This is a genomic window from Nonomuraea sp. CX421, assembly GCF_059358955.1.
Genome location: NZ_JCADBK010000017.1, coordinates 73,917 through 98,370, shown reverse-complemented (window position 1 = coordinate 98,370; position 24,454 = coordinate 73,917). Strand labels below are relative to the sequence as shown.

Genomic DNA, 24,454 nt, shown 5'->3' with positions numbered 1-24,454 from the left:
TCTGTATGTCTATCGCACCCAGCCTGGTCTCACCGAGGCCCGGGGGGCACATGAGAAGTGGAGGCGCGGCCAGACCGTGGGGATCGTAAGTCAGATCTTGGTCATCATCCTGGCGCTCTACCTGGTGCTGCTCATCGGCCGGATGATCTTTGAGACGGTCCAGGCGTTCGCCCGCCAATGGCGGCCCTCGGGGGTCGTTCTGGTGCTAGCCGAAGCCACATACACCGCAACAGACCCACCCCTTAAGTTCCTCCGCCGTTTCATTCCTCCGCTCCGGTTGGGTACGGTGGCCTTTGACCTAAGCTTCACAGTGCTCTTCATCGTCGTCCTGATCTTGCTGCAGATCGCGCAGTCGCTGGGCGGGTGAAGGGGGCTGCCGGGGCCCTGGTCAAGATCCAACTCGTGTCCGCGCTGAAGTGATTCGGGTTCTACCGTCCCTCCGGACAGACTCCAAGCGCGCCAAGGAGAGCAAAAGATGCCGCTGACGCCCGCTGATGTGCGGAACAAGCAATTCAGTACGACCCGGCTTCGGCCGGGCTACGACGAGGAAGAGGTCGATGCCTTCCTCGACGAAGTCGAGGCTGAGCTTGACCGCCTGATCCAAGAGAACGAGGAGCTTCGCGCCAAACTGGGCGAGTGCCTGCGTGGGAAGGTCCCGGGTGGCATGAACATGCCCATGGCCTCCGCGCCGGTCCAGGAAGGGCCGAAGCCCGAGATGATGATGCCGCCGCAGCCGGAGCCCATGAAGGCGCCCGAGCCGCAGCAGCAGCCGATGCCCGTGGCCATGAACATGCCGCCCGCCGAGGACAACATGGACACCGCGGCCCGCGTGCTGGCGCTTGCCCAGCAGACCGCCGACCAGGCGATCTCTGACGCCCGTCGTGAGGCCGACGAGACCGTCACCCGTGCCCGCCGTGAGGCCGACGAGATCCTCACCAAGGCCCGCCGTCAGGCCGAGCAGGTCATCGGCGACGCCCGGGCCCGTGCCGAGACGCTCGAGCGCGACGCGCAGGAGCGCCACCGTCAGGCCATGGGCTCCCTCGTCCAGACGCGTGACGAGCTCGAGCGCAAGGTCGAGGAGCTGCGCAGCTTCGAGCGCGAATACCGCAGCCGTCTCAAGCTCTACCTGGAGAACCAGCTCGCCGAGCTCAACGTCTCCGCCGAGGGCAGCGGTGGCTTTCCGGTGATGCCGGGCGGACCCGCGGGTGTGGCTCCGGCCATGTCGCACGCGGTGTCCCCGGGGGGGCAGCCGCCTCTTCCCGGTGGTCCCAACCCGTTCGGTGGCGAGGCTCCGCAGGGCGCTTTCCCCGGCGGCGACGGTCCCCACGGCGACCGCCGGTAAAGTAGCGGGTCAATGGGACCCGTCACTCGAAAGAGCCCTCTGTGATCCTTATCAGCGCTGGTTTGGTGCTCGCGGCGGTCGTGTTACTGATCGCGGGCTTCGTACTGGCCAAGGTCTACCTGATCATGTGGTCCATCGTGGCCAGCGTGCTGTCCGCGCTGTTCCTCGTGATCGGTGTGTTCCTGCGGCGTCATGAGTTGTTCCCCGGTGGTGGACGGGCCGCCGAGCCGGTCAGATCGCCGGCGGGCCTCGCGCCGCCCGGGATTCCGCACACCCAGGCCGGCCCGATGGGGGCGCCGCCGGTCGCGCGTCCGCAGCTGACGCAGCAGACGGTGACCATGCCCGCTCCGGCTCCCCGCCGCTCCGCGGCGAGGGGGATCTCCCCGGACTCGATCGTCCTGGTGATCCCCGGGCGCAAGCGCTACCACGTTCCGGGCTGCCGCCAGCTGGCCGGACGAGATCACGAAGAGCTCACGCACGAAGAGGCGCGCGAGGAGGGGTTCACCCCATGCACCACGTGCCTGCCGGACGCGGCGCTCGGCGGACGACAGTCGCCGCCCGAGGCCGACCCGGCCGTGTCCACCGAGAGCCGGGCTCACGCCGCTGAGCCCGCCCGTTCCGAGGCCGCCCGTTCCGAGTCCGCCGGTTCGGATCCCGTTCGTCCCGGGCCTGTCAACGAGTCGCGTGCCCCTCGCCCCCCGGGCACGGACAGGCAGCCGATGGCCCGGCCGAAGCCCGACGCCCGGGTTTCCACCCCCAGCCCGGAGCCCGCCCCCGCCGCCTCCCACGAGGACCGGTCGGCCGGGTGGTTCGGGCGTCCGTCGGATCCCGCGCAGGGCTCGTCCTCCAGCGGCCCCGCCGAGCGGCCTGCCTCCCGTACGGCCAAGCCCGGCGAGGAAGAATCCGGCCAGACGACTTTCGTGGCCTTCCGCCGGGGGCCTCACGACTCCCGAGCGGAGGTCGCCACATCCTCTTCCCCTGGTGACCGCTCCGCCCCCACAGAGCCTCCTGAGCGTCCGTCAGCCCGATCGGGCCGATCCGAAGGTTCGGAGAAACCCACTCGCGGCTCCGATGCCGAGGCCGACCTGACCGACCAGGGCCCGGAGACCCGGCCCCAGCGGGCGGTGTCCGCCACGGGAGAGCCGATCGAGGCTCCGCCCGCGCGTACGGGAGGGGCCGGGCGCGGTTCCCCGGCGGAGTCCCCACGGTCCCCGTCGTCCGGTGGCTCCGCTGCCGGCGGCCAGGGCAGGCCGCAACGCCCGGGAGCGTCACCGGGGTCCCAGGGAGCCCCAGGGCAGCGTTCCGGAGCCGGTTCGGCGGGAGCGTCCCAGCGGTCCACGTCCTCGCCCGGCCGGGGCGAGCCGGAGGGCGCCGGGTCCGAGCCCGAGCCGGAGGAGACCGCTCGTTTCCCCTCGCGGCCGGTCCGCTTGGAGCCGTCCGGCGAGGCCGCTGGACCACGGTCGGCGAGCGAGCCGCGGGACACGGCGGCGGGCACGTCCGGAGCAGCGAGGGAGTCAGGCGCTACGTCGGGCACGTCGGGTGCGTCATCGACGCGACCGGCCGCGACGGCCGAACGTAAGGGTGGAGCCGGAGGCGAGGACAGGTCGGACACGGCGCCCACCGGTGAAGATGCCGTCGGTAAGGGCGCGGCGTCGCCCGGCACTGCTAAGGGCACGGCCGCCAAGGACGCCGAGCGGGCCAAGGACGCCGAGCGGGCCAAGGACCGTGACCGCGCTAAGGACGCTGAGCGGGCCAAGGATGTCGAGGGTGGCAAGGACGCTGAGGGTGGCGAACGCGCTGGTAACGGGGCCGGCAAGGAGACGCCTGCCAAGGAGCGCGCCGCCACGGTGAAGGTGATCTCCGGGACGCGCCGCTACCACGGCACCGACTGCCCGCTGATCAGGGGCGCCGGTGACAGCGGTGTGGAGACCATGACCCTCGCTCAGGCGGAGACGGCGGGCCTCACCAGTTGTTCGGTCTGCCAGAGCGACCGTGAGACGGCCGGCTGAGCCCGGCGTTCGAGACAGTCGCGAGCGACCACCGCAGGACGTCAGGACGTCAGGATCAGGACGTCAGGACGTGCCTGAAGGGACACGGGGAAACCAATGCCGTCCCAACACCTAGCGATCTGGTGGATTTCGGTGCCGAGGCAGTACAGAACGTAGCGAGTCCGTTTCAGGACGGATGAGGCGGGTTCCGATACGTGCCCAGGCGGGCCAGAACGTAGCGATCCTGTGCCGAGGGGTCCCAGGATGTGCTGCCAGGGTCCCGGCGAGCTTCGAAACGCTGGATGGCCCGGGCGTGCTCCCCGTGGGAGAGCACGCCCGGGCGATAGGCCGTCAGGAGCGGCGGATCTGGAAGGTCAGGCCCAGGTCCGCGTCGGTGTGGGAGGGCAGGCCGGGCTCGGATCCCTCCGTGACCGACGTGGCCAGCACCTCGTCCGCCACCGGGCCGGCACCCGAGCGCAGGGCTTGGGCGAGGTCGGGGCCGGAGGCGGTCCACCACAGGTCGATGCGGTCGGTGATGGACAGGCCGGTGGACTTGCGGGCCTCCTGCACCAGGCGGATGACCTCGCGCAGCAGGCCGGCGCGGCGCAGCTCGTCGGTCAGCTCCAGGTCGAGCGCGACCGTCTCGCCGGTGCCCGTGTCGACCGCGCCGGTCTCTACCGCCCAGCCCGAGCGGGGCTGTTCGGTGACGATCACCTCGTCAGGGCCCAGCGAGACCGGGCCGAGCTCGCCCGCCTCGACGGTCACCGTGGCGCCCGAGCGCAGGGCGCGGGCCAGCGTGGTGGCGTCGGCGGAGGTCACCGCGGCGGCCACCAGCTTGGTTTGGGAGCCGAAGCGCTTGCCGAGCGCACGGAAATTGGGCTTGACCGTGTAGGACACGAGATCGGCGCTGAAGCCGGACATGTCCTCCAGTGCCTGGACGTTCAGCTCGTCGGCGATGAGAGCGCGCAGCTCGGGCGGGAGCGCCGGCCAGCCGTGCGCCCCGACGAGCGCGCGGCCGAGCGGCTGGCGGGTCTTGACCCCGGAGGACGCGCGGGCCGAGCGGCCCAGCTCCACCAGGCGGCGGACGAGCGCCATCTGCTCCGACAGCGCCGGGTCGAGCAGGTCCTCCCGTACGGCCGGCCAGGAGGCCAGGTGCACCGAGGACGGGGCGTCATCGGCCCGCAGCACGTCCCACAGGTAGTCGGTGACGAACGGCGTGATGGGCGCCATCAGCCGGGTGACCGTCTCCAGGCACTCGTACAGGGTCGCGAACGCCTCGCGCGAGCCCTGCCAGAAGCGGCGGCGCGAGCGGCGGACGTACCAGTTGGACAGGTCGTCGAGGAACTCGGCGAGCCTGCGGCCGGCGCGCTGGGTGTCGTACTCGTCGAGCGAGGCCGTGACGTCGGCCACCGTGCGGTGCAGCTCGGCCAGCGCCCACCGGTCGAGCAACGGGCGCTCGGACGCGGGCAGCGCGTCCGCGAGCATCGCGGGCGACCACGACTCGGCGCCTGCGTAGAGGGTGAAGAAGGAGGCGGTGTTCCAGTAGGTCAGCAGGACCTTGCGGACGATCTCCTCCAGCGTGTTGTGGCCCACGCGCCGGGCCGCCCAGGGGGAGCCCGAGCAGGCCATGAACCAGCGCAGCGCGTCGGCGCCGTGCTCGTCCATCAGCGAGATGGGCTCCAGCACGTTGCCGAGGTGCTTGCTCATCTTGCGGCCGTCCTCGGCCAGGATGAGCCCGAGGCAGAGCACGTTCTCGTAGGACGACTGGCCGAAGACCAGGGTGCCGACGGCCATCAGCGAGTAGAACCAGCCACGGGTCTGGTCGGTCGCCTCGCAGATGAACTGCGCCGGGTAGACGCCCTCGGGCTTGCCCCGGGCGCCCCACTGGGCGAAGGGCATGGAGCCGGAGTCGTACCAGGCGTCGATGACGTCGGGCACCCGGCGCGCCTCGGCACCGCAGGTGGGGCAGGGGAGGGTCACGTCGTCGACGTAGGGGCGGTGCGGGTCGAGCGCGGACACGTCGCGGCCGGCCAGGGCGCCCAGCTCGTCCATCGAGCCCACGCACGTCACGTGGGACTCGTCGGCCGAGCACACCCACAGCGGCAGCGGTGTGCCCCAGTAGCGCGAGCGCGACAGCGACCAGTCGACGTTGTTGCGCAGCCACTCGCCGAACCGGCCCCACTTGATCGTCTCGGGGTACCAGTTGGTCGTGGAGTTCTCCGCCAGCAGCTGGTCCTTGACCGCGGTGGTGCGGATGTACCAGGAGGGGAGCGCGTAGTAGAGCAGCGGGGTGTGGCAGCGCCAGCAGTGGGGGTAGCTGTGCTCGAAGTGGCCGCCGCGGAACAGCAGGCCCCGCTCCCGCAGATCGTCGGTGAGCGCCTCGTCGGCGTCCTTGAAGAACTGCCCGCCGACCATCGGCACGTCGTCGAGGAAGCGTCCGTCGGGGCCGATCGGGTTGACCACCGGCATGTCGTACCGCTTGGTCACGGCCAGGTCGTCGGCGCCGAACGCGGGCGCCTGGTGGACCAGGCCGGTGCCGTCCTCGACGGTGACGTAGTCGCCGAGCACCACGTAGTGGGAGCCCGGGATGTCGACCAGGTCGAAGGGGCGGGAGTAGGTGGTGCGCTCCAGCTCGCGGCCGGAGAGGCGGGCGACCTCGGTGACGCCCTCGCCGAGCACCGCCAGCAGCGGCTCGGCCACCACCAGCACCTCACCGCCGGGGGTGCGCGCGGCGACGTAGGTCACGTCGGGGTGCACGGCGACCGCGGTGTTGGACACCAGGGTCCACGGCGTCGTCGTCCAGACCAGCAGCGAGGCGTCCAGCTCGGCCAGCGGGCCGGAGGTCACGGGCATGCGGACGTAGACGGACGGGCTGGACACGGTCTCGTAGCCGCCCGGCTGGCCCAGCTCGTGGTCGGACAGGCCGGTGCCGCAACGCGGGCAGTAGGGGGTGATGCGGAAGTCGCGGAACAGCAGCCCCTTGTCGAAGACGACCTTGAGCGACCACCACACCGACTCGATGTAGGACGGATCCATGGTCCGGTAGGCGGTGGACAGGTCGATCCAGTAGCCCATCCGCTCGGTCATCTGCTCGAACGCGTCGACGTGACGCAGCACCGACTCACGGCACTTGGCGTTGAACTCGGCGATGCCGTAGTCCTCGATGTCCTTCTTGCCGGCGAGGCCGAGCTCCTTCTCCACGCCGACCTCGACCGGCAGGCCGTGGCAGTCCCAGCCGGCCTTGCGCGGCACGCTAAAGCCGCGCATCGACTTGTAGCGGGGGAAGAGGTCCTTGAAGACGCGGGCCTCGACGTGGTGGACACCGGGCAGGCCGTTGGCGGTGGGCGGGCCCTCGTAGAAGACCCAGGCCGGGTTGCCGTCGTTCTGCTCGACGGAACGCTCGAAGATCTTGCCGTCCCGCCACCGGTCGAGGACCTCACGCTCGAGCGCGGGCAGGTCGACCTGCGCGGGAAGAGAGCGGAACGTAGGGGAAGACATCTCGGGCGGGCCTCCACGCGATCACTGGCTACAGGGCTGCGTGAAGGGACGAAGCCGACATGCGGCCCCGCGGTACCACCCTTCTTGGCCTCGGAGAGGCCCTCTTCGTTCGGGCTGCGGCCGGGTCTAGTGAGCTTCGGGGAAGCCGTTCTTCCGGCGGCTCCGGGGTGATGTCCCTCACATGGGGCCCCATCGACGCCTTGCAGCCTTCACACCATAACGCAGGTCGGAGGCAAAGGCTTCCTGGTTTGGCCGGTGACGATCCTGTCTCCGGTACGGAAGTCGTAAACGCCGTCAAAGGTGAGGGAATGGGCGCTGCTGAGGGGGAGTTGAGAGGGCGGGGCGGGATAGTACGGGAGAGGTAAACGACCCGGCGGGTCGTTTGTCGATCCGTTATGGGGGCACCTAAGCTGCCCGCACCATTCACGGCCTTGATCAGCAATGGAGGCAGCCATGGCGGCAGTCACGCAGACCGCTACACCGGCGATGTGGTCGCAAGAGGAGCTGGCCGAGGTACGCGGCGCCCTGAAGACGGAGATCGACGAACTCAACACCGACATCCTCCGGCACGAGTCGGAGATCGCCTCCGGCGATGTGACCCAGGGTGCCGGTGACGACCAGGCGGACGCCGGAGCCAAGACGTACGAGCGGGAACGCGAGATCGCCCTTACCCTGAATGCACGCGACCTGGTCGCGCAGAACGAACGTGCGATCGCCAGGATCGACGCAGGGACCTATGGAGTGTGCGAATCGTGCCACAAGCCGATCGGCAAGGAACGTCTGCAGGCGTTCCCGAGGGCGACGCTGTGCGTGGCCTGCAAGCAGAGGGAGGAACGCCGGTAGGCGGACGGCGCGGACGTCTCGCCGCGGTCCTCGTCGGACTGGCCGTCGTGATCTACGCGGCCGATCTGATCACCAAGACCCTGGTGCTGCGCGCCCTGGAGGGCAAGCCGCCGCTGGTCGTGATCGAGGACGTGCTGCAGTTCAGAGTGATCTTCAATTCCGGTGCCGCCTTCAGCATCGGCACCGGAATGACGATCGTCTTCACCTTCATCGCCGTGGGCGTGGTGGTGGCCATCATCCGCACCGCCCGTAAACTGGGCAGCGTCCCGTGGGCGCTCACGCTGGGCCTGCTGCTCGGCGGGGCGCTCGGCAACCTGACCGACCGGCTCCTGCGCTACCCGTCGGGGATCGGCAGGGACACGCAGTTCCAGGGGCACGTCGTCGACTTCGTCGAGGTGCTGCCCGGCAGATTCCCGGTCATCGACTACTTCCCGGTGTTCAACATCGCCGACTCGGCGATCGTCTGCGGCGGGATCCTGGCCGTGGTCCTGGCCTGGCGGGGCTACCAGATCGACGGCACGAGGGAGGGCAAGAGTGGCCGAGCAGCGTAGCCTGCCCGTGCCCGACGGGCTGGAGGGCGAACGGCTCGACGCCGCGCTCTCGCGCCTGTTCGGGTTCTCCCGCACCCGCGCGGCCGAGCTGATCGTCGCCGGTGAGGTGCTGGTCGACGGCCGGCACCCGGCCAAGTCCGACCGGGTGCACGCGGGCGCCTGGCTCGACGTGACGCTCCCGCCGCCGGTGGTGGCACCGATGCCGATCGCCGAGCCCGTGCCCGGCATGCGCGTGGTGCACGAGGACGACGACATCGTCGTGGTCAACAAGCCCATCGGGGTGGCCGCCCACCCGACCGTCGGCTGGACCGGCCCGACGGTGCTCGGCGGGCTGCTCGGCGCCGGCCACACGATCACCACCAGCGGCGCGGCCGAACGCCAGGGCATCGTGCACCGGCTCGACGCCAACACCACGGGCGCGATGGTGGTGGCCAAGAGCGAGCGTGCCTACTCCCACCTGAAGCGCGCCTTCAAGGAGCGTACGGTCGACAAGCGCTACCACGCGCTGGTCCAGGGGCATCCCGACCCGTTCCGGGGCACCGTGGACGCGCCCATCGACCGGCACCCGTCCGGCGACGGCAGGTTCGCGGTCGTCGCGGGCGGCAAGCCGTCGATCACCCACTACGACACGATCGAGGCGTTCCGGGCGGCGTCGCTGCTCGACATCAAGCTGGAGACCGGCCGCACCCACCAGATCCGGGTGCACATGTCGGCGCTGCGCCACCCGTGCGTGGGTGACCTGATGTACGGCGCCGATCCGACGATCGCGGCCCGGCTGGGCCTCACCCGCCAGTGGCTGCACGCGGTGGCGCTCGGCTTCGAGCATCCCGGCAGCGGCGAGTGGATCTCCTTCGGCACCGACTACCCCGATGACCTGCAGAAGGCGCTCGACATCGTCCGCGCCGAGTCCTGAGCCCGCAGGTCAGCCGTCCTTCTTGTCTTTCTTGTCCTTTTTGGGCTTCTTGGGCTTCTTGCCCTTGCGGCCGTTGTCGGAGGGCTCGACCTGCCCGGGGGTCCGCGAGGCGGGCTTGTCGTCGTCGGACTTCGACGTGGTGGGGGCCGGTTTCCTGGTTGGTTCGCGGCTGGGCCCCCGGGTGGTCTTCTGGCGGGGGCCGGACGACTCCGGCCGGCCCTCCGGCGAGCCGGACGACGGGCCGTTGTTCCGTGCCCGCCGATCTCCCGGAGTGGTGACCGTCCGCTCCGGCGACGCGTCCGTGGGAGCCGGAGTCGGTCCCGAGCTGGAGGGCATCGCGGTGGGGCTGCTGGCCGGCGTCGACGCGGGCGGGCGGGCACCGGAGTCGCGGTGCGACAGCCATGCCATGCCGCCCGTGGTGAGCGCGACGACGATGGCGCCGGCCGCGAGCACCGCGAGCGGCATCCGGCGGTTCGGCCCGGCCGGCCGGGTGGGGACGGGCGGCGGGACGTCCAGGGACGCGGTCGGCTCGGGCGCGGTCCCGGTCATGATCGCGTGTAGTCGGCGCTCGGCCTCGTCCAGCGACAGCCGCTCGGCCGGGTTCTTGCGCAGCAGCCCCAGCACGACGGGCGCGAGCGCGCCCGCCCGGGCCATCGGATCGGGTTCGGAGTGCATGACCGCGCCTAAGGTGGCCAGGGCGTGCGGGCGCTGGAACGGTGAGCGGCCCTCGACCGCGACGTAGAGCGTCACCCCGACCGACCACAGGTCGGAGGCGGCGTGCGCCCGGCCGCCCGCCGCCCGCTCCGGCGCCATGAACGCGGGCGTGCCGACGAGGATGCCGGTCCTGGTGACGGGAGCCTCGTCCTCGGTGGTGGCGATCCCGAAATCGGTGAGCACTGCCCGGCCGGAGTCGGTCAGCAGCACGTTGTCCGGCTTGACGTCCCGGTGCAGCACACCCGCCGCGTGCGCCGCGCGGAGCGCCTCCAGGAGTTGGACGCCGATGGCCGCGGTCTCGGTGGGGGACAGGGGACCCTGGTCGCGCACCAGCTCGCCCAGCGTACGGGAGGGGATCAGCTGCATGACGATCCACGGGTGGCCGTGCTCCTCCAGCACGTCGTAGACGGCGGCCACGCCCGGATGCGCGACGCGTCCCGCCGCCCGGGCCTCGCGGAAGGTCCGGATGGTGAACTCGTCGCGTTCGGGACCGTTCAGCTCGTGGGGCGGGTGGATCTCCTTCAGTGCCACATCCCTGCCGAGCACCTCGTCATGAGCCTGCCACACCGTGCCCATGCCACCTGAGCCGATGGTCTTGACGAGTCGGTAGCGCCCACCGACAAGTCCCGCAGATTCGGACATGCGGCGTGACTACCCGAGAAAGCTCCGGACAAGCGCGGTAATCACGGCGGCCGTGGCAAGAACGACGAGAAAGGGCGCGCGAAGCAGCAGGGCGACCACGGCCCCGCCCAGGCCGGCGGTGCGGGCCGGGTCGAAACGCAGCTCGCCGTTCTCGGAGAACATCTGTACGGCGATGAGCGCGGCCAGCAGCGCCACCGGCACGAGTTCGGCGAAGCGGCTCACCACCGGATGGTCGAGGATCCGCCGGGGCGCCGCGAGCCCGGCCAGCTTGAGCGCGTAGCAGCCCAGGCAGACGGCGGCGATGGCCCACCACAGCGTCATCGCGCCATCACCACGAGCACGGCCGCGGCCGACAGCAGCACGGGGACGCCCGGCGGGAGGAACGGGGTGGCGCCGAGCGCGATCGCCGCTCCGCCGAGTGCCAGCCACCTCAGCTCGGCGCTCGCGGCCAGTCGTGGCCACAGGATCGCCAGGAAGGTGGCCGGGCCGACCACGTCCAGCCCCAGCACGGCCGGGTCGCCGAGGAACGAGGTGCCGAGCGCCCCGCCGAGGGTGGACAGGTTCCAGGTGATGTACAGGCTGGCGAACGTCGTGACGAATCCGGCCCGCGCGGCGGCCGGGGTGGGCTGGGCGAGGGTGACGGCGGCGGTCTCGTCGATCACGCCGTGCGCGGCCAGCAGCCTGCGCGGGCCGCGTACCCGCAGGAGGTCCGCCATGCGCAGGCCGTACAGGGTGTTGCGGCCGCCGAGCAGGAGCGCGCCCGCGGACGCGGCGGCCAGGTTGCCGCCCGCGCCGACCGCCCCGGCCAGCGCGAACTGGGAGGCGCCGGTGAACGTCAGCAGGCTCAGCACGCACGCCTGCGCCACGCTGAGCCCGGCGGTGATGGCCGCCGCGCCGAAGGCCAGCCCCGACAGCCCGACGGCCACGCCCACTCCCAGACCGTCCCGGATCGCGGCGGAACGATCCCCTGTTGTGTCCATATGGCACAGATTATGTGCTGTCCGAATTCGTCGGCGTCCGCCGGTCGACTGCCCGTGGACGTCTGCTACGACGGCCTGAACGTCTGGACGAACGTGTCGAAGTAGCCGCGGTCCCGTTCCCAGCGGGCCTCGGTGGTCTCGAAGTAGAGGGCGAACGGCCGGCCGCCGGCGGTGCGGAAACCCCGGTTGATCACGTGGATCACGGTGCCGTCGCGCTGCCTGGTGAACTCCCAGTCGGCGGCCGGGCGGCCCAGGTAGGTCGTGGAGTCGATGGCGATGCGCCGGTAGGCGATGAACTCGCCCCGGTCGCGGATCGTCTTCTCCAGGCTCTTCCAGTGGCGTGCCGGGTCGGTCCAGGGGCGCTCGGGAACGGTCCACTCGACGATCAGCGTCCCCGGCGAGCCGGGCCGCGTCACGCTGACGCTGTCTCTCACGGGATGCTTCTTCGCCCGCCAGCCGCGGGGGAGAGCGATCGAGAACCGGCCGTCGGTGTCGCGGTAGGCGCGCCAGCCGGCGGGCACCTCTCCGCCGGTCGCGGCCGGCGTGGGCGCCGTGGAGGTCGCCGGGCCGGTGGGGGTCGGCCCGGTGGGGGTCGGCTCAGTCGGGGTCGGCTCAGTGGAGGCGGGCGTGGGGTCGCCGGTGGAGGGGCGCCCGGTCTCGGGGGTGGCGCTCGCGAGGGCGGTGGCGCCGGGGTCCGGCGCGCCCGTCCCGCGGATCGCCAGCACGGCGCCCGTCGCCAGCGCGGCCGTCACGGCCAGGACCGCGGCCACGACGATCGGGCGCGCGCCGCCCCGCCGGGGGCGCGGCCGGACGGGGACCGTGGAGCCCGCCTCGCCGTACGCCCTCCGCAGTGACGCGGCGGCCTCGTCGGCGCCCATCCGGGCCCGGGGGTCGCGGGTGAGCAACCCCATGATCACGGGACGGAGAGCTCCCGCCCGGGTGGGCGGCCTGGGCTCGTCACGCAGCACCGCCGCGACCGTCGCCGCCCACGAGTCGCGTTCGTACGGCGGCACGCCCTCCACGGCGGTGTAGAGCGTCGCGCCGAGCGACCACAGGTCGGACTCGGGCCTCGCGGGCTCGCCGTGGAGGCGTTCGGGCGGCAGGTAGGCGGGCGTGCCGACCAGGCCGCCGGTGCCGGTGAGGCCCGCCTCGGCCTCCAGCGAGGCGATGCCGAAGTCGGTGAGGACCACCCGGCCGTCGTCGGCCAGCAGGACGTTGGCCGGTTTGACGTCGCGGTGCAGCACGCCCATGGCGTGCGCGGCCCGCAGCGCGTCGAGCACCCGGCCGCCGATCAGCGCGGCCTGCCCGACCGTCATCGGGCCGCCCTCGCGGATCACCTCGGCCAGCGACCGCGACCTGACCAGCTGCATCACGATCCACGGCAGGCCGTCCTCCTCCACGACGTCGTGGATGACGACGACCGACGGGTGGTCGAGCCGGCCCGCCGCCCTGGCCTCCCTGATCGTCCTGCGGTTGAGGTCGGCCAGTTGGGCGTCGCCCACACCGGTGTAGCGGACCTCCTTGATCGCCACCGCGCGGTCGAGCAGCTCGTCGTGGGCGCGCCACACGACGCCCATGCCGCCCTCGCCGAGCGGCTCGATCAGCCGGTACCGGCCGCTGATCCGTCTTTCCACCGGAGCCGCCTACTTGGCGGGCTTGAACGTGGCGGCGAACGTGTCGAAGAAGTGCTTGTCCTTCTTCCAGCGGCTGTTCAGGTTGTGCCAGTAGATGGCGTAGCCACGGCCGTTCTCGGTGAGGAAGCCGCGGTTGCGGACCCGGGTCTTGCCGGTGTTGGTGTTCCAGGTGAAGTCCCAGTCGGCGGCGGCCTTCATGTAGTCGACCTTGTGGATGTCGATCAGCTTGTAGCCACCGAACCGGCCCCTGGCGCCCGGCTCCTGCTTCTTCCAGTCCTTGTACGGATCGGAGCCCGGGTCGCTCGCCTCCTCGATCATCAGGAAGGCGTTGGACCCGGCCCCCGGGCCGCGGAAGAACACCTGGGAGCCGTTGCGGTTGTACTCCTTCCAGCCCTTCGGCAGGCCGATGGAGAAGCCCGTCTTGTCCTTGTACATCTTCCAGCCGCTGGGCAGCGCGGCGGTCGTCGCGGTCGCCGTCGGGCTGGAGGAGGGCGTCGAGCTGGCCGTGGGCGTCGTGCTCGCCGACTCGCTGGGCGTGGGCTCCGGCGACGCGGACCCGCTCGGCGAGGGAGAGCCCGCCGGCGGTGGCGAGGACGCGGAGGTGTGGGTCTTGTCGGCGCCGGAGTCGGGGGCGGAGCTCAGGCCGAGATAGCCGCCCACGCCGGCGACCAGGACGACCGCGCAGGCCGCCGCGATGATCGGGCCGAGCCGCCGCCCCTCCGAGCCGCCGGACTCGACGGTGGCGCCGGTGGCCCCAGAGGCTCCCGTGGCTCCGGTGGGACGCCCGGTGGCCGGGGAGAGCCTGGCGCCGGTCTCCGGCGGCGTGGACGGGGTCTGCCCGCCGGGCTGCGCGGCCGGGGGAATCAGGTCGGGATCGGTCGGGGTGTCGTCCTCGGCCGGGCCCCGCTGCGCGGGAACCTGGTGCGCGCCCGCGCCGGCCGCCGGCTGGGCGGGCATCCGCATGGTGGGCGGCGGGCTCGCCTGGGCGATGACCTCGCGCAGCATCCGGCTCGTCTCCTCGTAGGAGGGACGCTGGACCGGCTCCTTGGCCAGCAGGCCGCTGATCACCTCGGCGAGCGGCCCGGCGTGCGGCGCGGGATCGGGCTCGTCGGTCAGCACCGCGTGCATGGTGGCCAGCGCCATCCCCCGCTCGTGCGGCGAGCGGCCCTCCACCGAGGTGTAGAGCGTGGCGCCGAGCGACCACAGGTCGGACTCGCGCCGCGCGGGCAGCCCCTTGAGCCGTTCGGGCGCGATGAACGCCGGCGTGCCCGCCAGCCCCGTCACCGTGAGCTGCGTCTCGGTCTCCAGGGTGGCGATGCCGAAGTCGGTGAGGACCACCCGGCCGTCGTCGGCCAGCAGGACGTTCTCGGGCTTGACGTCCCGGTGTAGCACACCCGACTCGTGCGCCCGGTGCAGCGCGTCGAGCACCGCGAGGCCGATCTCGGCCACCTTCTTCGGAGGCAGCGGCCCGTCCTGCTTGATCACCGCGCCCAGGGAGCGCGACGGGACCAGTTGCATGACGATCCAGGGCCGGTCGTCCTCCTCGATCACGTCGTGCACGACGATCACGTTGGGGTGCTCGAACCTGGCCGCGGCCCTCGCCTCGCGCATCGTACGGCGGTTGAGCAGCTGTACCTCGTCGCCCAGGGCGGCGGCGTAACGGACCTCCTTGACCGCGACCACCCGGTCGAGCAGCTCGTCATGGGCTCGCCAGACGATGCCCATGCCGCCCTTGCCAATGGGCTCCTGCAGCTGGTAACGGCCGGCGATGCGGCGTCCGTCACGCTTGCGATCCGACATCAACGGCCTCAAACCCTCCCTCTAGGCCAAGAAATACTCCCATAGCGAGGGATCAACGGCGACTCGCCGGAGGGACAGTCCGCCATATGAGAAGGGGAGTCCAGCAGGTGGATGACCGGTGTAAGGTTCTGACATGACTTGTCGCCACGCGTTTACCGAGCCGGCTCCAGGAGGGCCGGTCGTCCGCTAGCGACCACCTGGAGTCGGCAACAGGCAGAGACGCCGCGTCTCTGCCTGTTTGGTTTTCTGCCGGCTCCAGCGGGCCGGCCCGAGTGGGGAGCCGAGATGTCATCGACCTTGGAACGGCACGTCGTCACCGTGGGCGGGCTGCGCGTGGGCGCGGGACCGGCCGTCGTGATCGGCGGCCGGGTGAGCCTGCGCGAGCACCGCGGCCCGGCCGCCGAGACGCTGCGCGAGCGGGCCACGCTCGTGGAGCCGTCCGCCGCGGCCGACCTGCCCGTGATCGCGGCGCGGGCCGAGGCCGTGGTGGTGGGGGCGGCGTGGACGCGCGACGTCCCGCTGGTGCGCGCCGCGGCCGGGCTGGGGCTGCCGGTGGTGGTGGAGCGCCGCCCCGCGGCGTCGCTGGAGGAGTGGCTCGGGCTGGCCGACTACTGCGCGGCCGAATGCGGCGACCAGGTGATCCTGTGCGAGAGGGGCCGGCTGGACCTTGGACTGCTCCGGGCCGCCCGGGCGGCGTCCGGCCGCCCGGTGCTCGCCGACGTGTCGGCCGACGTGGGCCTGTCGGCGGCGGCGGTCGCGGCGGGCGCCGACGGGCTGGTCCTGGACCGGTCCCTCACGACCGGCCCACCGGTCTCCGGCCGGGACGCGGCGGCCTCCCGCGCGGGCGAGGAGGAGACGGCGGCCCGTACGGACGAGGAGACGGCGCTGCGCGCGGCGGAGGAGGCCGTGACGCTGGTCGGGGCGCTGCTGCGACCCGAGACGCCCGCGACGCTGCCGGAGTGCAGGGAGGCGATCGACCGGGTGGACGCGGCGCTGGCCACGCTGCTGGAGCGGCGGGCCGTGCTGGCCGGGACCGTGCAGAGGCTCAAGCCGGTCGGCGGCTTCGCGGGCCGCGACCCGGGCCGCGAACGCGACCTCGTGGCCCGGATGGCGTCGCGCGCGCCCGAGCTGGGAGCGGAACGGCTGGCGCCCGTCATGAACGCGGTCATCGAGGCGGGCCTGCACCTGGCCGAGGACCGCGCCCGCCGGTGAGGTGGACCGCGGGCTCCGGGACGCCCCCGGTGAGCCCGGCGATCGGCCCGCGAAGTCACTCGGCGGGGTTCACGGCCGGGTCGGCGACGGAGTCGATCACCGTGGCCGCGCGCCGCCTCCTGAGCGCCAGCCAGCCGAGCGCGATCGCCGCGGCCAGCACCGGCAGCAGGTAGAAGGCCACGCGCTGGTCCTCGTCGGCGAACGGCATCAGCAGCACCACCAGCGCCAGGAAGGCGAGCGTCAGCCAGTTCGTGTAGGGGGCGCCGGGCATCGGGAACGCCGAGCGGTGCCCCGACCGGCGCAGCCGCAGCTGACAGTAGACCAGGGTGCCCCAGGTGGTGATCACGCCCAGCGAGGCGACGGCGGTGGCGATGTTGAACGCCCGTTCGGGCAGGAAGTAGAACAGGACCAGGCCGCCGAGGAACATCGCGGCCGTGAAGACGATGCCGCCGATCGGCACGTGCCGGGAGCTGAGGGTGCCGGTGAAGCGCGGGGCCTCTCCCTTGCGGGCCATCGAGCGCAGAATGCGTCCGGTGGCGTACAGGCCGGAGTTGCAGGAGGAGAGGGCGGCGGTGATCACGATGAGGTTCATCGCGTCGGCGGCCCACGGCACGCCCAGACCGTCGAAGACCGTCACGAACGGTGAGGTGCCGGCCCGGTAGGCGGTCCACGGCAGCACCATGGCCAGCAGCACGACCGAGCCCACGTAGAAGATCGCGATGCGCCACACCACGCCGTTGATCGCCTTCGGCATGACCTCGTGCGGTCTGGCCGTCTCACCCGCGGTGATGCCGACCAGCTCGATCGAGGCGTACGCGAAGACCACGGACTGCAGGCTCATCAGCACGAGCGGGGCGCCGGTGGGGAAGAAGCCGCCGTGCGAGACGAGGTTGCCGGGCGTCGCCTGGCCGACCGAGAACAGCACCAGCGCCAGGCCGACCACCAGGAAGGTGACGATGGCCAGCACCTTGAGCAGCGCGAACCAGAACTCCAGCTCGCCGAAGATCCTGACCGACAGCAGGTTGACCGCCAGCACGAACGTCAGCGCGATCAGCGCGGTGAGCCACCGCGGGAACCCCGGAGCCCAGTAGGAGATGTAGGCGGCGATCGCGACCAGCTCGGCGATGCCGGTGAAGGCCCAGTTGATCCAGTACATCCAGCCGCTGGCGAACGCCGCCCACGGGCCGATGAACTCGCCCGCGTACTCGACGAACGAGCCCGACACCGGCCGGTAGAGCACCAGCTCGCCGAGCGCCCGCATGACGAAGAAGGCGGCCAGCCCGGCGGCGGCGTAGGAGATCATCAGCGCGGGCCCGGTCGCGGCCAGCCGGCCGCCCGCGCCGAGGAACAGGCCGACGCCGATGGCCCCGCCGATGGCGATCATCTGGACCTGACGGTTGCCCAGCGAATGCCGGTATCCCTCATCGCTTTCCGTACGCACAGGGTGTCCCTTTCGTCACTCTCCGTGAAGAGGACGATATCCGGGACACCGGCTCCGGCGGGGTCCGGCACGCCGCCCGTACGGCGGGCGAGATGTCGGTGGCGACCACTAGAGTCGGAGCGCACACCACAACAGACCGGGAGGCGCCGCTCCATGTCGTCCAGCGACTCGTTCGTCCATCTGCACGTGCACACCGAATACTCCATGCTCGACGGGGCCGCACGCCTCAAGCAGATGTTCAAGCAGGTCGGCGACCTGGGCATGCCCGCGATCGCGATCACCGACCACGGCAACATGCACGGCGCCTACGACTTCTACCGGCAGGCGACCGGGGCGGGCGTGAAGCCGATCATCGGCTGCCTGTTGCCCGGACAGGAGATCATCACGGCCGAGGGAGTGAAGGCCGTTGAGGACATCCGGGTGGGTGACCTCGTTCTCACCCATCGTGGCCGTTTCCGTCGCGTGTTGCGCACAATGAGGCGTCCCTACAGCGGGCGCGCATACACCATCGGCCTTGCCGGACGGTACGGTCGCACCCTGACCTTGACCGAAGAGCACCCCGTTCTGGTCAGGACACCCAACGGGCTGGTCGATTGGAAGAAGCCCGGTGACATCTGCTCAGGGCGAAGGACGGCTCACGGGGGAGTCCAAAGCTGGAATTCCTGGGCTTGTCTGCCGCGGCTCACCGAGCAGATGTCCGAGATCGACCTTCTATCCTTCTTGCCGGCGTCCTTCGCCGAAGGCCCGGATGGCGGGCTCGTCCGCTCGTACGACTCTCGGTATCGCGCCGATCAGCGATGGGCGCGAGTGCCCCGCTCGATGCCCCTTGACTATGACTTCGGATACCTCTTGGGCATCTATGCGGCAGAGGGCCACGTGCAGGTGAAGGATGGTGAGCAGACGGGTGGCATCGGGTTCACCCTCAATGCGAACGAAGGAGTCACAGCCGAACGTTTGCGTCGGATCCTCGCCGAGTACGGCGCGGAGGTGCAGACGTACATTCGCGACGGCAAGGGCACGCTGGAGCTCATGACCTGCAGTGTCCCGCTCGCCTATGTGCTCTCCTCCCTGGTGGGGGCGAGTGCGAAGACGAAGCGTGTGCCGGCCTGTGTCCTCACTGGGCCCGCTGACGTGAGAAGTGGATTCCTTGAGGGACTCCTGACTGGCGACGGCAGGAATCCCGGACGGGTGTCCAACCCGAGTGGGCGGCGTGATCTCAAAGTGGCCTCCAGGTCGCTGGCCTGGGGCGTCCGGACCTTGCTCGCCGATCTCGGGCACTGGACCACCGTGTCCACAGGGACCGAGCGGGGCAACTTTCCGCAGGGCGCGGCCGATCGTGAGTACAGCTGGTTCCAGGTGGCTTACCAGCCGGAACGAGCTTATTCCCGGACTCTCGACGACGATGATTACCTTTACCGTCCGATCGCGAGCGTCGAAGCCATCGAACTCGACTGCGAAGTGTTCAATTTCGAGGTCGAGGAGGACAACTCCTATGTCTCCGACTTCATCCTGCACAACTGCGAGGCGTACATCGCTCCCGACTCACGTCGGGTCAAGAAGCCCGTGCTGTGGGGGGAGCCGCACCAGAAGCGTGATGACGTGTCGGCGGGCGGCTACTACACCCACATGACGATCTGGGCGCGCGACAAGACGGGCCTGCACAACCTCATGAAGCTCAGTTCGCGTGCCTACACTGAGGGCTTCGTGCGCAAGTGGCCGCGGATGGACGCCGAGATCCTGGCCGAGCACGCCGAGGGCCTGATGGCGACCACCGGCTGCCCGTCGGGCGAGGTGCAGACCAGGCTCCGGCTCGGCCAGTACGACGAGGCGCTCAAGGCCGCGGCGAAGTTCCAGGACATCTTCGGCAAGGACAACTTCTTCCTGGAGATCATGGACCACGGCCTCGACATCGAGCGCCGGGTCCGCGACGGGCTGACCCGGATCAGCAAGGAGCTGTCCATCCCGCCGCTGGTCACCAACGACTCCCACTACACCTACGAGTCCGACGCGGCCTCGCACGACGCCCTGCTGTGCATCCAGACCGGCAAGCAGCTGTCCGACCCCGACCGGTTCCGCTTCGACGGCAGCGGCTACTACATCAAGACCGCCGAGGAGATGCGCGCGGTCGACGGCTCCGACCTGTGGGCCGAGGGCTGCCGCAACACCCTGCTGGTGGCGGAGAAGGTCGATCCGACCGGGTTCTTCGAGTTCAAGAACCTGATGCCGACCTATCCGATCCCCGACGGCATGACCGAGCAGGAGTTCTTCCGCAAGACGGTCTGGGAGGGCATGGACCGCCGCTGGCCGGAGGGCTACGACGACGAGCACCGCCGGCAGGTCGACTACGAGATCGGCATCATCGAGCAGATGGGCTTCCCGAGCTACTTCCTCGTGGTCGCCGACTTCATCATGTGGGCCAAGGCCAACGGCATCCGCGTCGGGCCGGGCCGAGGGTCGGCCGCGGGCTCGCTGGTGGCCTACGCGATGGGCATCACCGACCTCGACCCGCTGCCGCACGGCCTGATCTTCGAGCGGTTCCTCAACCCCGACCGCGTCTCCATGCCCGACGTCGACATCGACTTCGACGAGCGCAGGCGGGCCGACGTGATCCGCTATGTGACCGAGAAGTGGGGCGCCGACAAGGTCGCCATGATCGCCACGTTCGGCACCATCAAGGCGAAGGCCGCCATCAAGGACGCCGGTCGCGTCCTCGGCTATCCCTACGCGCTCGGCGACAAGGTGTCCAAGGCGTTCCCGCCCGCCGTGATGGGCAAGGACATCCCGCTGGCGGGCATCTTCGACAAGGACCACCCCCGCTACGACGAGGCGGGCGAGCTGCGCAGGCTCTACGAGGAGGACGTCGACGTCAAGGCGACGATGGACCTCGGCAAGGGCCTGGAGGGCCTGATCAGGCAGACCGGCGTGCACGCCGCCGGCGTGATCATGTCGGCCGAGGTGATCACCGACTACATCCCGATCATGCGCCGCGACTCCGACGGCGCGATCATCACGCAGTTCGACTATCCGACCTGCGAGACGCTCGGCCTGCTGAAGATGGACTTCCTGGGCCTGCGCAACCTCACGATCATCGACGACTGCCTCAAGATGATCGAGTCGACCACCGGCGCCTCGATCGACCTGCTCAAGCTGCCGCTCGACGACCGCAAGACCTACGAGCTGCTCGGCCGGGGCGACACGCTGGGCGTGTTCCAGCTCGACGGCGGCGGCATGCGCTCGCTGCTGCGGCTGATGAAGCCCGACAACTTCGAGGACATCTCCGCCGTCGGCGCCCTCTACCGGCCCGGCCCGATGGGGGCCAACTCCCACACCAACTACGCGCTGCGCAAGAACGGCCAGCAGGAGATCACGCCGATCCATCCGGAGTTCAAGGAGTCGCTGAGCGAGATCCTCGACACGACCTACGGCCTGATCGTCTACCAGGAGCAGGTCATGGCCATCGCGCAGAAGGTCGCCGGGTTCTCGCTCGGCAAGGCCGACCTGCTGCGCCGCGCGATGGGCAAGAAGAAGAAGGCCGAGCTGGACAAGCAGTTCGAGTCCTTCGAGGCCGGCATGAAGGCCAACGGCTACTCCCGCGAGGCGATCAAGACGCTGTGGGACATCCTGCTGCCGTTCTCCGACTACGCCTTCAACAAGGCCCACTCCGCCGCCTACGGCCTGGTCTCCTACTGGACCGCCTACCTCAAGGCCAACCACCCGGCCGCCTACATGGCCGCGCTGCTGTCGAGCGTCAAGGACGACAAGGACAAGTCGGCCCTCTACCTCAACGAGTGCCGCCGCATGGGCATCAAGGTGTTCCCGCCCGACGTCAACGACTCCGACTTCGACTTCACGCCGCGCGGCACCGACATCCGCTTCGGACTGTCGGCGGTGCGCAACGTGGGCGGCAACGTCGTCGACGGCGTCATCTCCGCCCGCAGGGAGAAGGGCCGCTTCGCCGACTTCAAGGACTTCCTGCGCAAGGTACCGGCGATCGTCTGCAACAAGCGGGTGATCGAGTCGCTGATCAAGGCCGGCTCCTTCGACTCGCTGGGCCACGTCCGCAAGGGCCTGGTCATGGTGCACGAGCAGGCCGTCGACGCGATCATCGACATCAAGAAGAACGAGGCCATCGGCCAGGACTCCCTGTTCGGCGCGATCGAGGACGGCGAGGACCAGACGTTCGACGTGCAGATCCCGGTGGGCGAGTGGGACAAGAACACCCTGCTGCAGTTCGAGCGGGAGATGCTCGGCCTGTACGTCTCCGACCACCCGCTGTTCGGGGTCGAGCACATCCTGGCCTCGGGGGCCGACTGCTCGATCGCCGCGGTCCAGGACGACAGCCGTCCCGACGGCCAGATCGTCACCGTCGGCGGCATCCTGAGCGGGGTGCAGCGCAAGGTCACCAAGAAGGGCGACACCTGGGTGCTCACCCAGCTGGAGGACCTGGAGGGCGCCATCGAGGTGATGATCTTCCCCTCGTCCTACCAGCTGTGCTCGACGATCCTGGCCGAGGACGCGATCGTCTTCGTCAAGGGCCGCGTCGACAAGCGCGAGGACGTCGCCAAGATCATCGCGATGGAGGTGACCGCGCCCGACCTCACCCAGGAGGCGGGCGGACCACTGCTGGTGAGCCTGCCTCTCAATCGCTGCACGGCGCCGGTCGTCGGCCGCCTCAAGGAGATCCTCAGCACCCATCCGGGCACCTCTGAGGTCCACCTGCAGGTGCACAACGGCCCCAAGACGACCGTCATGCGGGTCGAGGACCGGCTCCGCGTGACGCCGTCACCGGCCCTCATGGGCGACCTGAAGCAGCTCCTCGGCCCCGCCTGCCTGGGCGCCTGACGCCGGCCCCGTCAAGCGGCTCGTCTGCGGCCTGACGGTGGTGGAGTGCGGGTCGCCTCACGACGATCCACCGCCCGGGTGGGCAAACCTCGCCATCGATCGCCCCGGAGCGGGTGAGAGAGGATGGTCAGGTGAGCGAGCTTTGCTACCTGACCGCCGCCGAGATGGCCCGCCTCGTCAGGACCCGGCAGATCAGCGCCGTCGAGCTGCTGGAGGCCCATCTCGACCGGATCGAGCAGGTCAACCCGCGGGTCAACGCCATCGTGACGCTGGTCGCCGAGCGGGCGCTCGACGCGGCCAAGGCGGCCGACGCGCGCGAGCCCGAGGGGGCGCTGCACGGGGTGCCGGTGGCGCACAAGGACCTGGCCAGCACGGCCGGCATCCGCACCACGTACGGGTCGCCGCTCTACGCCGCGAACGTGCCCGACAAGGACGATCTGATCGTCGAACGGCTCAGGCGCGCCGGGGCCGTCACAGTGGGCAAGACCAACACGCCCGAGTTCGGCACCGGGTCGCACACGGTCAACGAGGTGTTCGGGGCCACCCGCAACCCCTACGACCTGTCCCGGTCCGCCGGAGGCAGCAGCGGCGGGGCGGCCGCGGCCCTCGCGGCCGGCATGGTGCCGCTGGCCGACGGCTCCGACATGGGCGGGTCGCTGCGCAATCCGGCGTCGTTCTGCAACGTGGCCGGGCTCCGGCCGACCCCCGGACGGGTGCCCGCGCCGTCCGAGATCGCCGCCTGGTACACCCTGTCCGTGCCGGGGCCGATGGCCAGGACGGTCGAGGACCTGACCCTGATGCTGGAGGCCGTGGCCGGGTTCGACCCGCGGTCCCCCTACTCGATCACCGAGGGCTTCCGCCGCGACCCCGAGCGGGGCGTGGCGGGGCTCCGGGTGGCCTGGAGCCCCGATCTCGGCGGGCTGCCGGTGGATCCCGAGACGGCGGCCGTCACGGCGACCGCGCCGGGCGTGTTCGAGCGGCTGGGCGCCCGGGTCGAGCAGGTCGACCTCGACCTGTCCGACGCCGACGACGCCTTCCGCGTCTACCGCGCCTGGTTCTACGCGCTGTCCTTCGGCGAGCTGGACGGCCTCGGGCCCAACACCGCCTGGAACGTCGAGCGGGGCCGCCACGTCACCGGCGCCGACCTGGCCCGCGCCGAGCGGCTGCGCAGCGGCCTCTACCAGCGGATGGCCGGCTTCTTCGACACCTACGACGTGCTGATCGCGCCGGTCAGCCAGGTGCCGCCGTTCCCGGTCGAGCAGCCGCACGTCAGCGAGATCAACGGGGTCCGGCTGCCCGACTACCTGTCGTGGATGCGCTCCGCCTACTGGATCAGCGTCCTGCACGCGCCCGCCGCCTCGGTGCCGGCCGGGTTCACGCCGTCGGGGCTGCCGGTCGGGGTGCAGATCGTCGGCCGGCCGTTCGCCGACGCCACCGTGCTGCGCGTGGCCCACGCCTTCGAGCAGGCCACCCGCCACGGCGAGCGCCGCCCGCCGCTGTAGCCGATCAGCCGATCCCGTAAGGCTTGCGCAGCGGCGACTCGCGGTAGCCGTTCATGCCCTCCAGCAACCCGAAGACACCGACGGCGCACAGCGGCCAGGCCACCCGCACGCCGGAGGCGGTCAGCCGCAGCGAGCCGGGGACGATCGTGATCCCGGGCTGCGCGGACGCCTCCACGGTGACCACGCCCAGCGTGAACGCCGAGCCCACCTGGAGCGTGATGTAGGCGCCGATCAGCCCGCCCGCGCAGAGCCCCACCAGCACGGCCAGCTCGTGGCCGCGCCGCAGACGCCAGCCCACCGCCCCGCAGACCAGCCCGAGCACGCCGGTGATCACCGCGAACCAGCCGTCGGCGGCGATCAGGGACTGCGTGGACGGGTCGGCCAGCACCTGCCCTCGCTCCGTGATCTGGTAGGGCGCCCGGGGCGACAGCCACGACCAGAGCAGCCCGGCGAGCACGGCCGTCGCGGCGAGAATGAGGACGGTCACCGCGAACGGCCGCACATGCCTCGCCACGCCACTCCCCTTCACCGCCCGCGTCCGGATCAGCTCGA

General features: G+C 70.8%; 17 protein-coding genes. 9 read left to right on the top strand and 8 right to left on the bottom strand.

What is annotated here, in order from left to right:
* The first annotated feature begins 76 nt into the window (after positions 1-76).
* The 3 genes from AC5L3X_RS27120 (at position 77) to AC5L3X_RS27110 (ending at position 3,351) form a co-directional block, all read left to right on the top strand.
* Positions 77-367 (top strand): YggT family protein, encoded by a 291-nt coding sequence (locus AC5L3X_RS27120; protein WP_189126641.1) that lies wholly within the window; start codon positions 77-79, stop codon positions 365-367.
* A 108-nt stretch (positions 368-475) separates the two neighbouring features.
* Positions 476-1,342 (top strand): DivIVA domain-containing protein, encoded by an 867-nt coding sequence (locus AC5L3X_RS27115; protein WP_189126640.1) that lies wholly within the window; start codon positions 476-478, stop codon positions 1,340-1,342.
* Between the two features lie 41 nt (positions 1,343-1,383).
* Complete coding sequence (locus AC5L3X_RS27110) at positions 1,384-3,351, top strand: hypothetical protein (RefSeq protein WP_494860601.1); 1,968 nt, start codon at positions 1,384-1,386, stop codon at positions 3,349-3,351.
* A gap of 330 nt (positions 3,352-3,681) precedes the next feature.
* Here the strand turns inward: AC5L3X_RS27110 and ileS are convergent, their stop codons facing one another.
* A complete protein-coding gene (gene ileS / locus AC5L3X_RS27105; RefSeq protein WP_494860600.1) occupies positions 3,682-6,828 on the bottom strand; it encodes an isoleucine--tRNA ligase in 3,147 nt (1,048 codons plus the stop codon).
* A 453-nt stretch (positions 6,829-7,281) separates the two neighbouring features.
* Between ileS and AC5L3X_RS27100 the strand changes: the two genes are divergently transcribed.
* The 3 genes from AC5L3X_RS27100 to AC5L3X_RS27090 are packed head-to-tail and all read left to right on the top strand — an operon-like array spanning position 7,282 to position 9,135.
* A complete protein-coding gene (locus tag AC5L3X_RS27100; RefSeq protein WP_189126637.1) occupies positions 7,282-7,671 on the top strand; it encodes a TraR/DksA family transcriptional regulator in 390 nt (129 codons plus the stop codon).
* Entirely contained in the window at positions 7,635-8,222 is a 588-nt protein-coding gene (lspA, locus tag AC5L3X_RS27095) for a signal peptidase II (RefSeq protein WP_494860599.1), read from the top strand. The genes AC5L3X_RS27100 and lspA overlap by 37 nt, the downstream gene beginning before the upstream one ends.
* Positions 8,206-9,135 (top strand): RluA family pseudouridine synthase, encoded by a 930-nt coding sequence (locus AC5L3X_RS27090; RefSeq protein ID WP_494860597.1) that lies wholly within the window; start codon positions 8,206-8,208, stop codon positions 9,133-9,135. Before lspA ends, AC5L3X_RS27090 begins: the two co-directional genes overlap by 17 nt.
* 9 nt (positions 9,136-9,144) lie before the next feature.
* On the opposite strand, the gene AC5L3X_RS27085 is transcribed toward AC5L3X_RS27090, so the two are convergent.
* The 5 genes from AC5L3X_RS27085 to AC5L3X_RS27065 form a co-directional block, all read right to left on the bottom strand.
* The gene (locus tag AC5L3X_RS27085; RefSeq protein ID WP_494860595.1) at positions 9,145-10,491 is read right to left on the bottom strand and encodes a serine/threonine-protein kinase; all 1,347 of its coding nucleotides are present in this window, start codon (positions 10,489-10,491) and stop codon (positions 9,145-9,147) included.
* 9 nt (positions 10,492-10,500) lie between these two features.
* The gene (locus AC5L3X_RS27080; protein WP_189126633.1) at positions 10,501-10,812 is read right to left on the bottom strand and encodes an AzlD domain-containing protein; all 312 of its coding nucleotides are present in this window, start codon (positions 10,810-10,812) and stop codon (positions 10,501-10,503) included.
* Positions 10,809-11,471, bottom strand: coding sequence for an AzlC family ABC transporter permease (locus AC5L3X_RS27075; protein WP_494860593.1), 663 nt, complete (start codon positions 11,469-11,471; stop codon positions 10,809-10,811). The genes AC5L3X_RS27080 and AC5L3X_RS27075 overlap by 4 nt, the downstream gene beginning before the upstream one ends.
* Positions 11,472-11,536: 65 nt before the next feature.
* Positions 11,537-13,105, bottom strand: a complete 1,569-nt coding sequence (locus AC5L3X_RS27070; RefSeq protein WP_494860591.1) for a serine/threonine-protein kinase — start codon at positions 13,103-13,105, stop codon at positions 11,537-11,539.
* 9 nt (positions 13,106-13,114) lie between these two features.
* Positions 13,115-14,905 carry a serine/threonine-protein kinase gene (locus AC5L3X_RS27065; RefSeq protein ID WP_494860589.1) on the bottom strand — a complete coding sequence of 597 codons (1,791 nt, stop codon included), beginning with the start codon at positions 14,903-14,905 and terminating at the stop codon, positions 13,115-13,117.
* A 912-nt stretch (positions 14,906-15,817) separates the two neighbouring features.
* On the opposite strand from AC5L3X_RS27065, the gene AC5L3X_RS27060 reads away from it, so the two are divergent.
* The gene (locus tag AC5L3X_RS27060; protein ID WP_494860651.1) at positions 15,818-16,117 is read left to right on the top strand and encodes a chorismate mutase; all 300 of its coding nucleotides are present in this window, start codon (positions 15,818-15,820) and stop codon (positions 16,115-16,117) included.
* Between the two features lie 55 nt (positions 16,118-16,172).
* On the opposite strand, the gene AC5L3X_RS27055 is transcribed toward AC5L3X_RS27060, so the two are convergent.
* On the bottom strand, positions 16,173-17,558 hold the full coding sequence (locus tag AC5L3X_RS27055) for an amino acid permease (RefSeq protein ID WP_494860588.1): 1,386 nt from the start codon (positions 17,556-17,558) through the stop codon (positions 16,173-16,175).
* 153 nt (positions 17,559-17,711) lie between these two features.
* Between AC5L3X_RS27055 and dnaE the strand changes: the two genes are divergently transcribed.
* The gene (gene dnaE / locus AC5L3X_RS27050) at positions 17,712-22,400 is read left to right on the top strand and encodes a DNA polymerase III subunit alpha (protein ID WP_494860586.1); all 4,689 of its coding nucleotides are present in this window, start codon (positions 17,712-17,714) and stop codon (positions 22,398-22,400) included.
* Positions 22,401-22,531: 131 nt separating this feature from the next.
* Complete coding sequence (locus tag AC5L3X_RS27045) at positions 22,532-23,902, top strand: amidase (protein ID WP_494860584.1); 1,371 nt, start codon at positions 22,532-22,534, stop codon at positions 23,900-23,902.
* A gap of 4 nt (positions 23,903-23,906) precedes the next feature.
* Here AC5L3X_RS27045 and AC5L3X_RS27040 read toward each other — a convergent pair whose 3' ends face one another.
* Positions 23,907-24,416 carry a hypothetical protein gene (locus AC5L3X_RS27040; protein WP_494860582.1) on the bottom strand — a complete coding sequence of 170 codons (510 nt, stop codon included), beginning with the start codon at positions 24,414-24,416 and terminating at the stop codon, positions 23,907-23,909.
* Between the last annotated feature and the right edge of the window lie 38 nt (positions 24,417-24,454).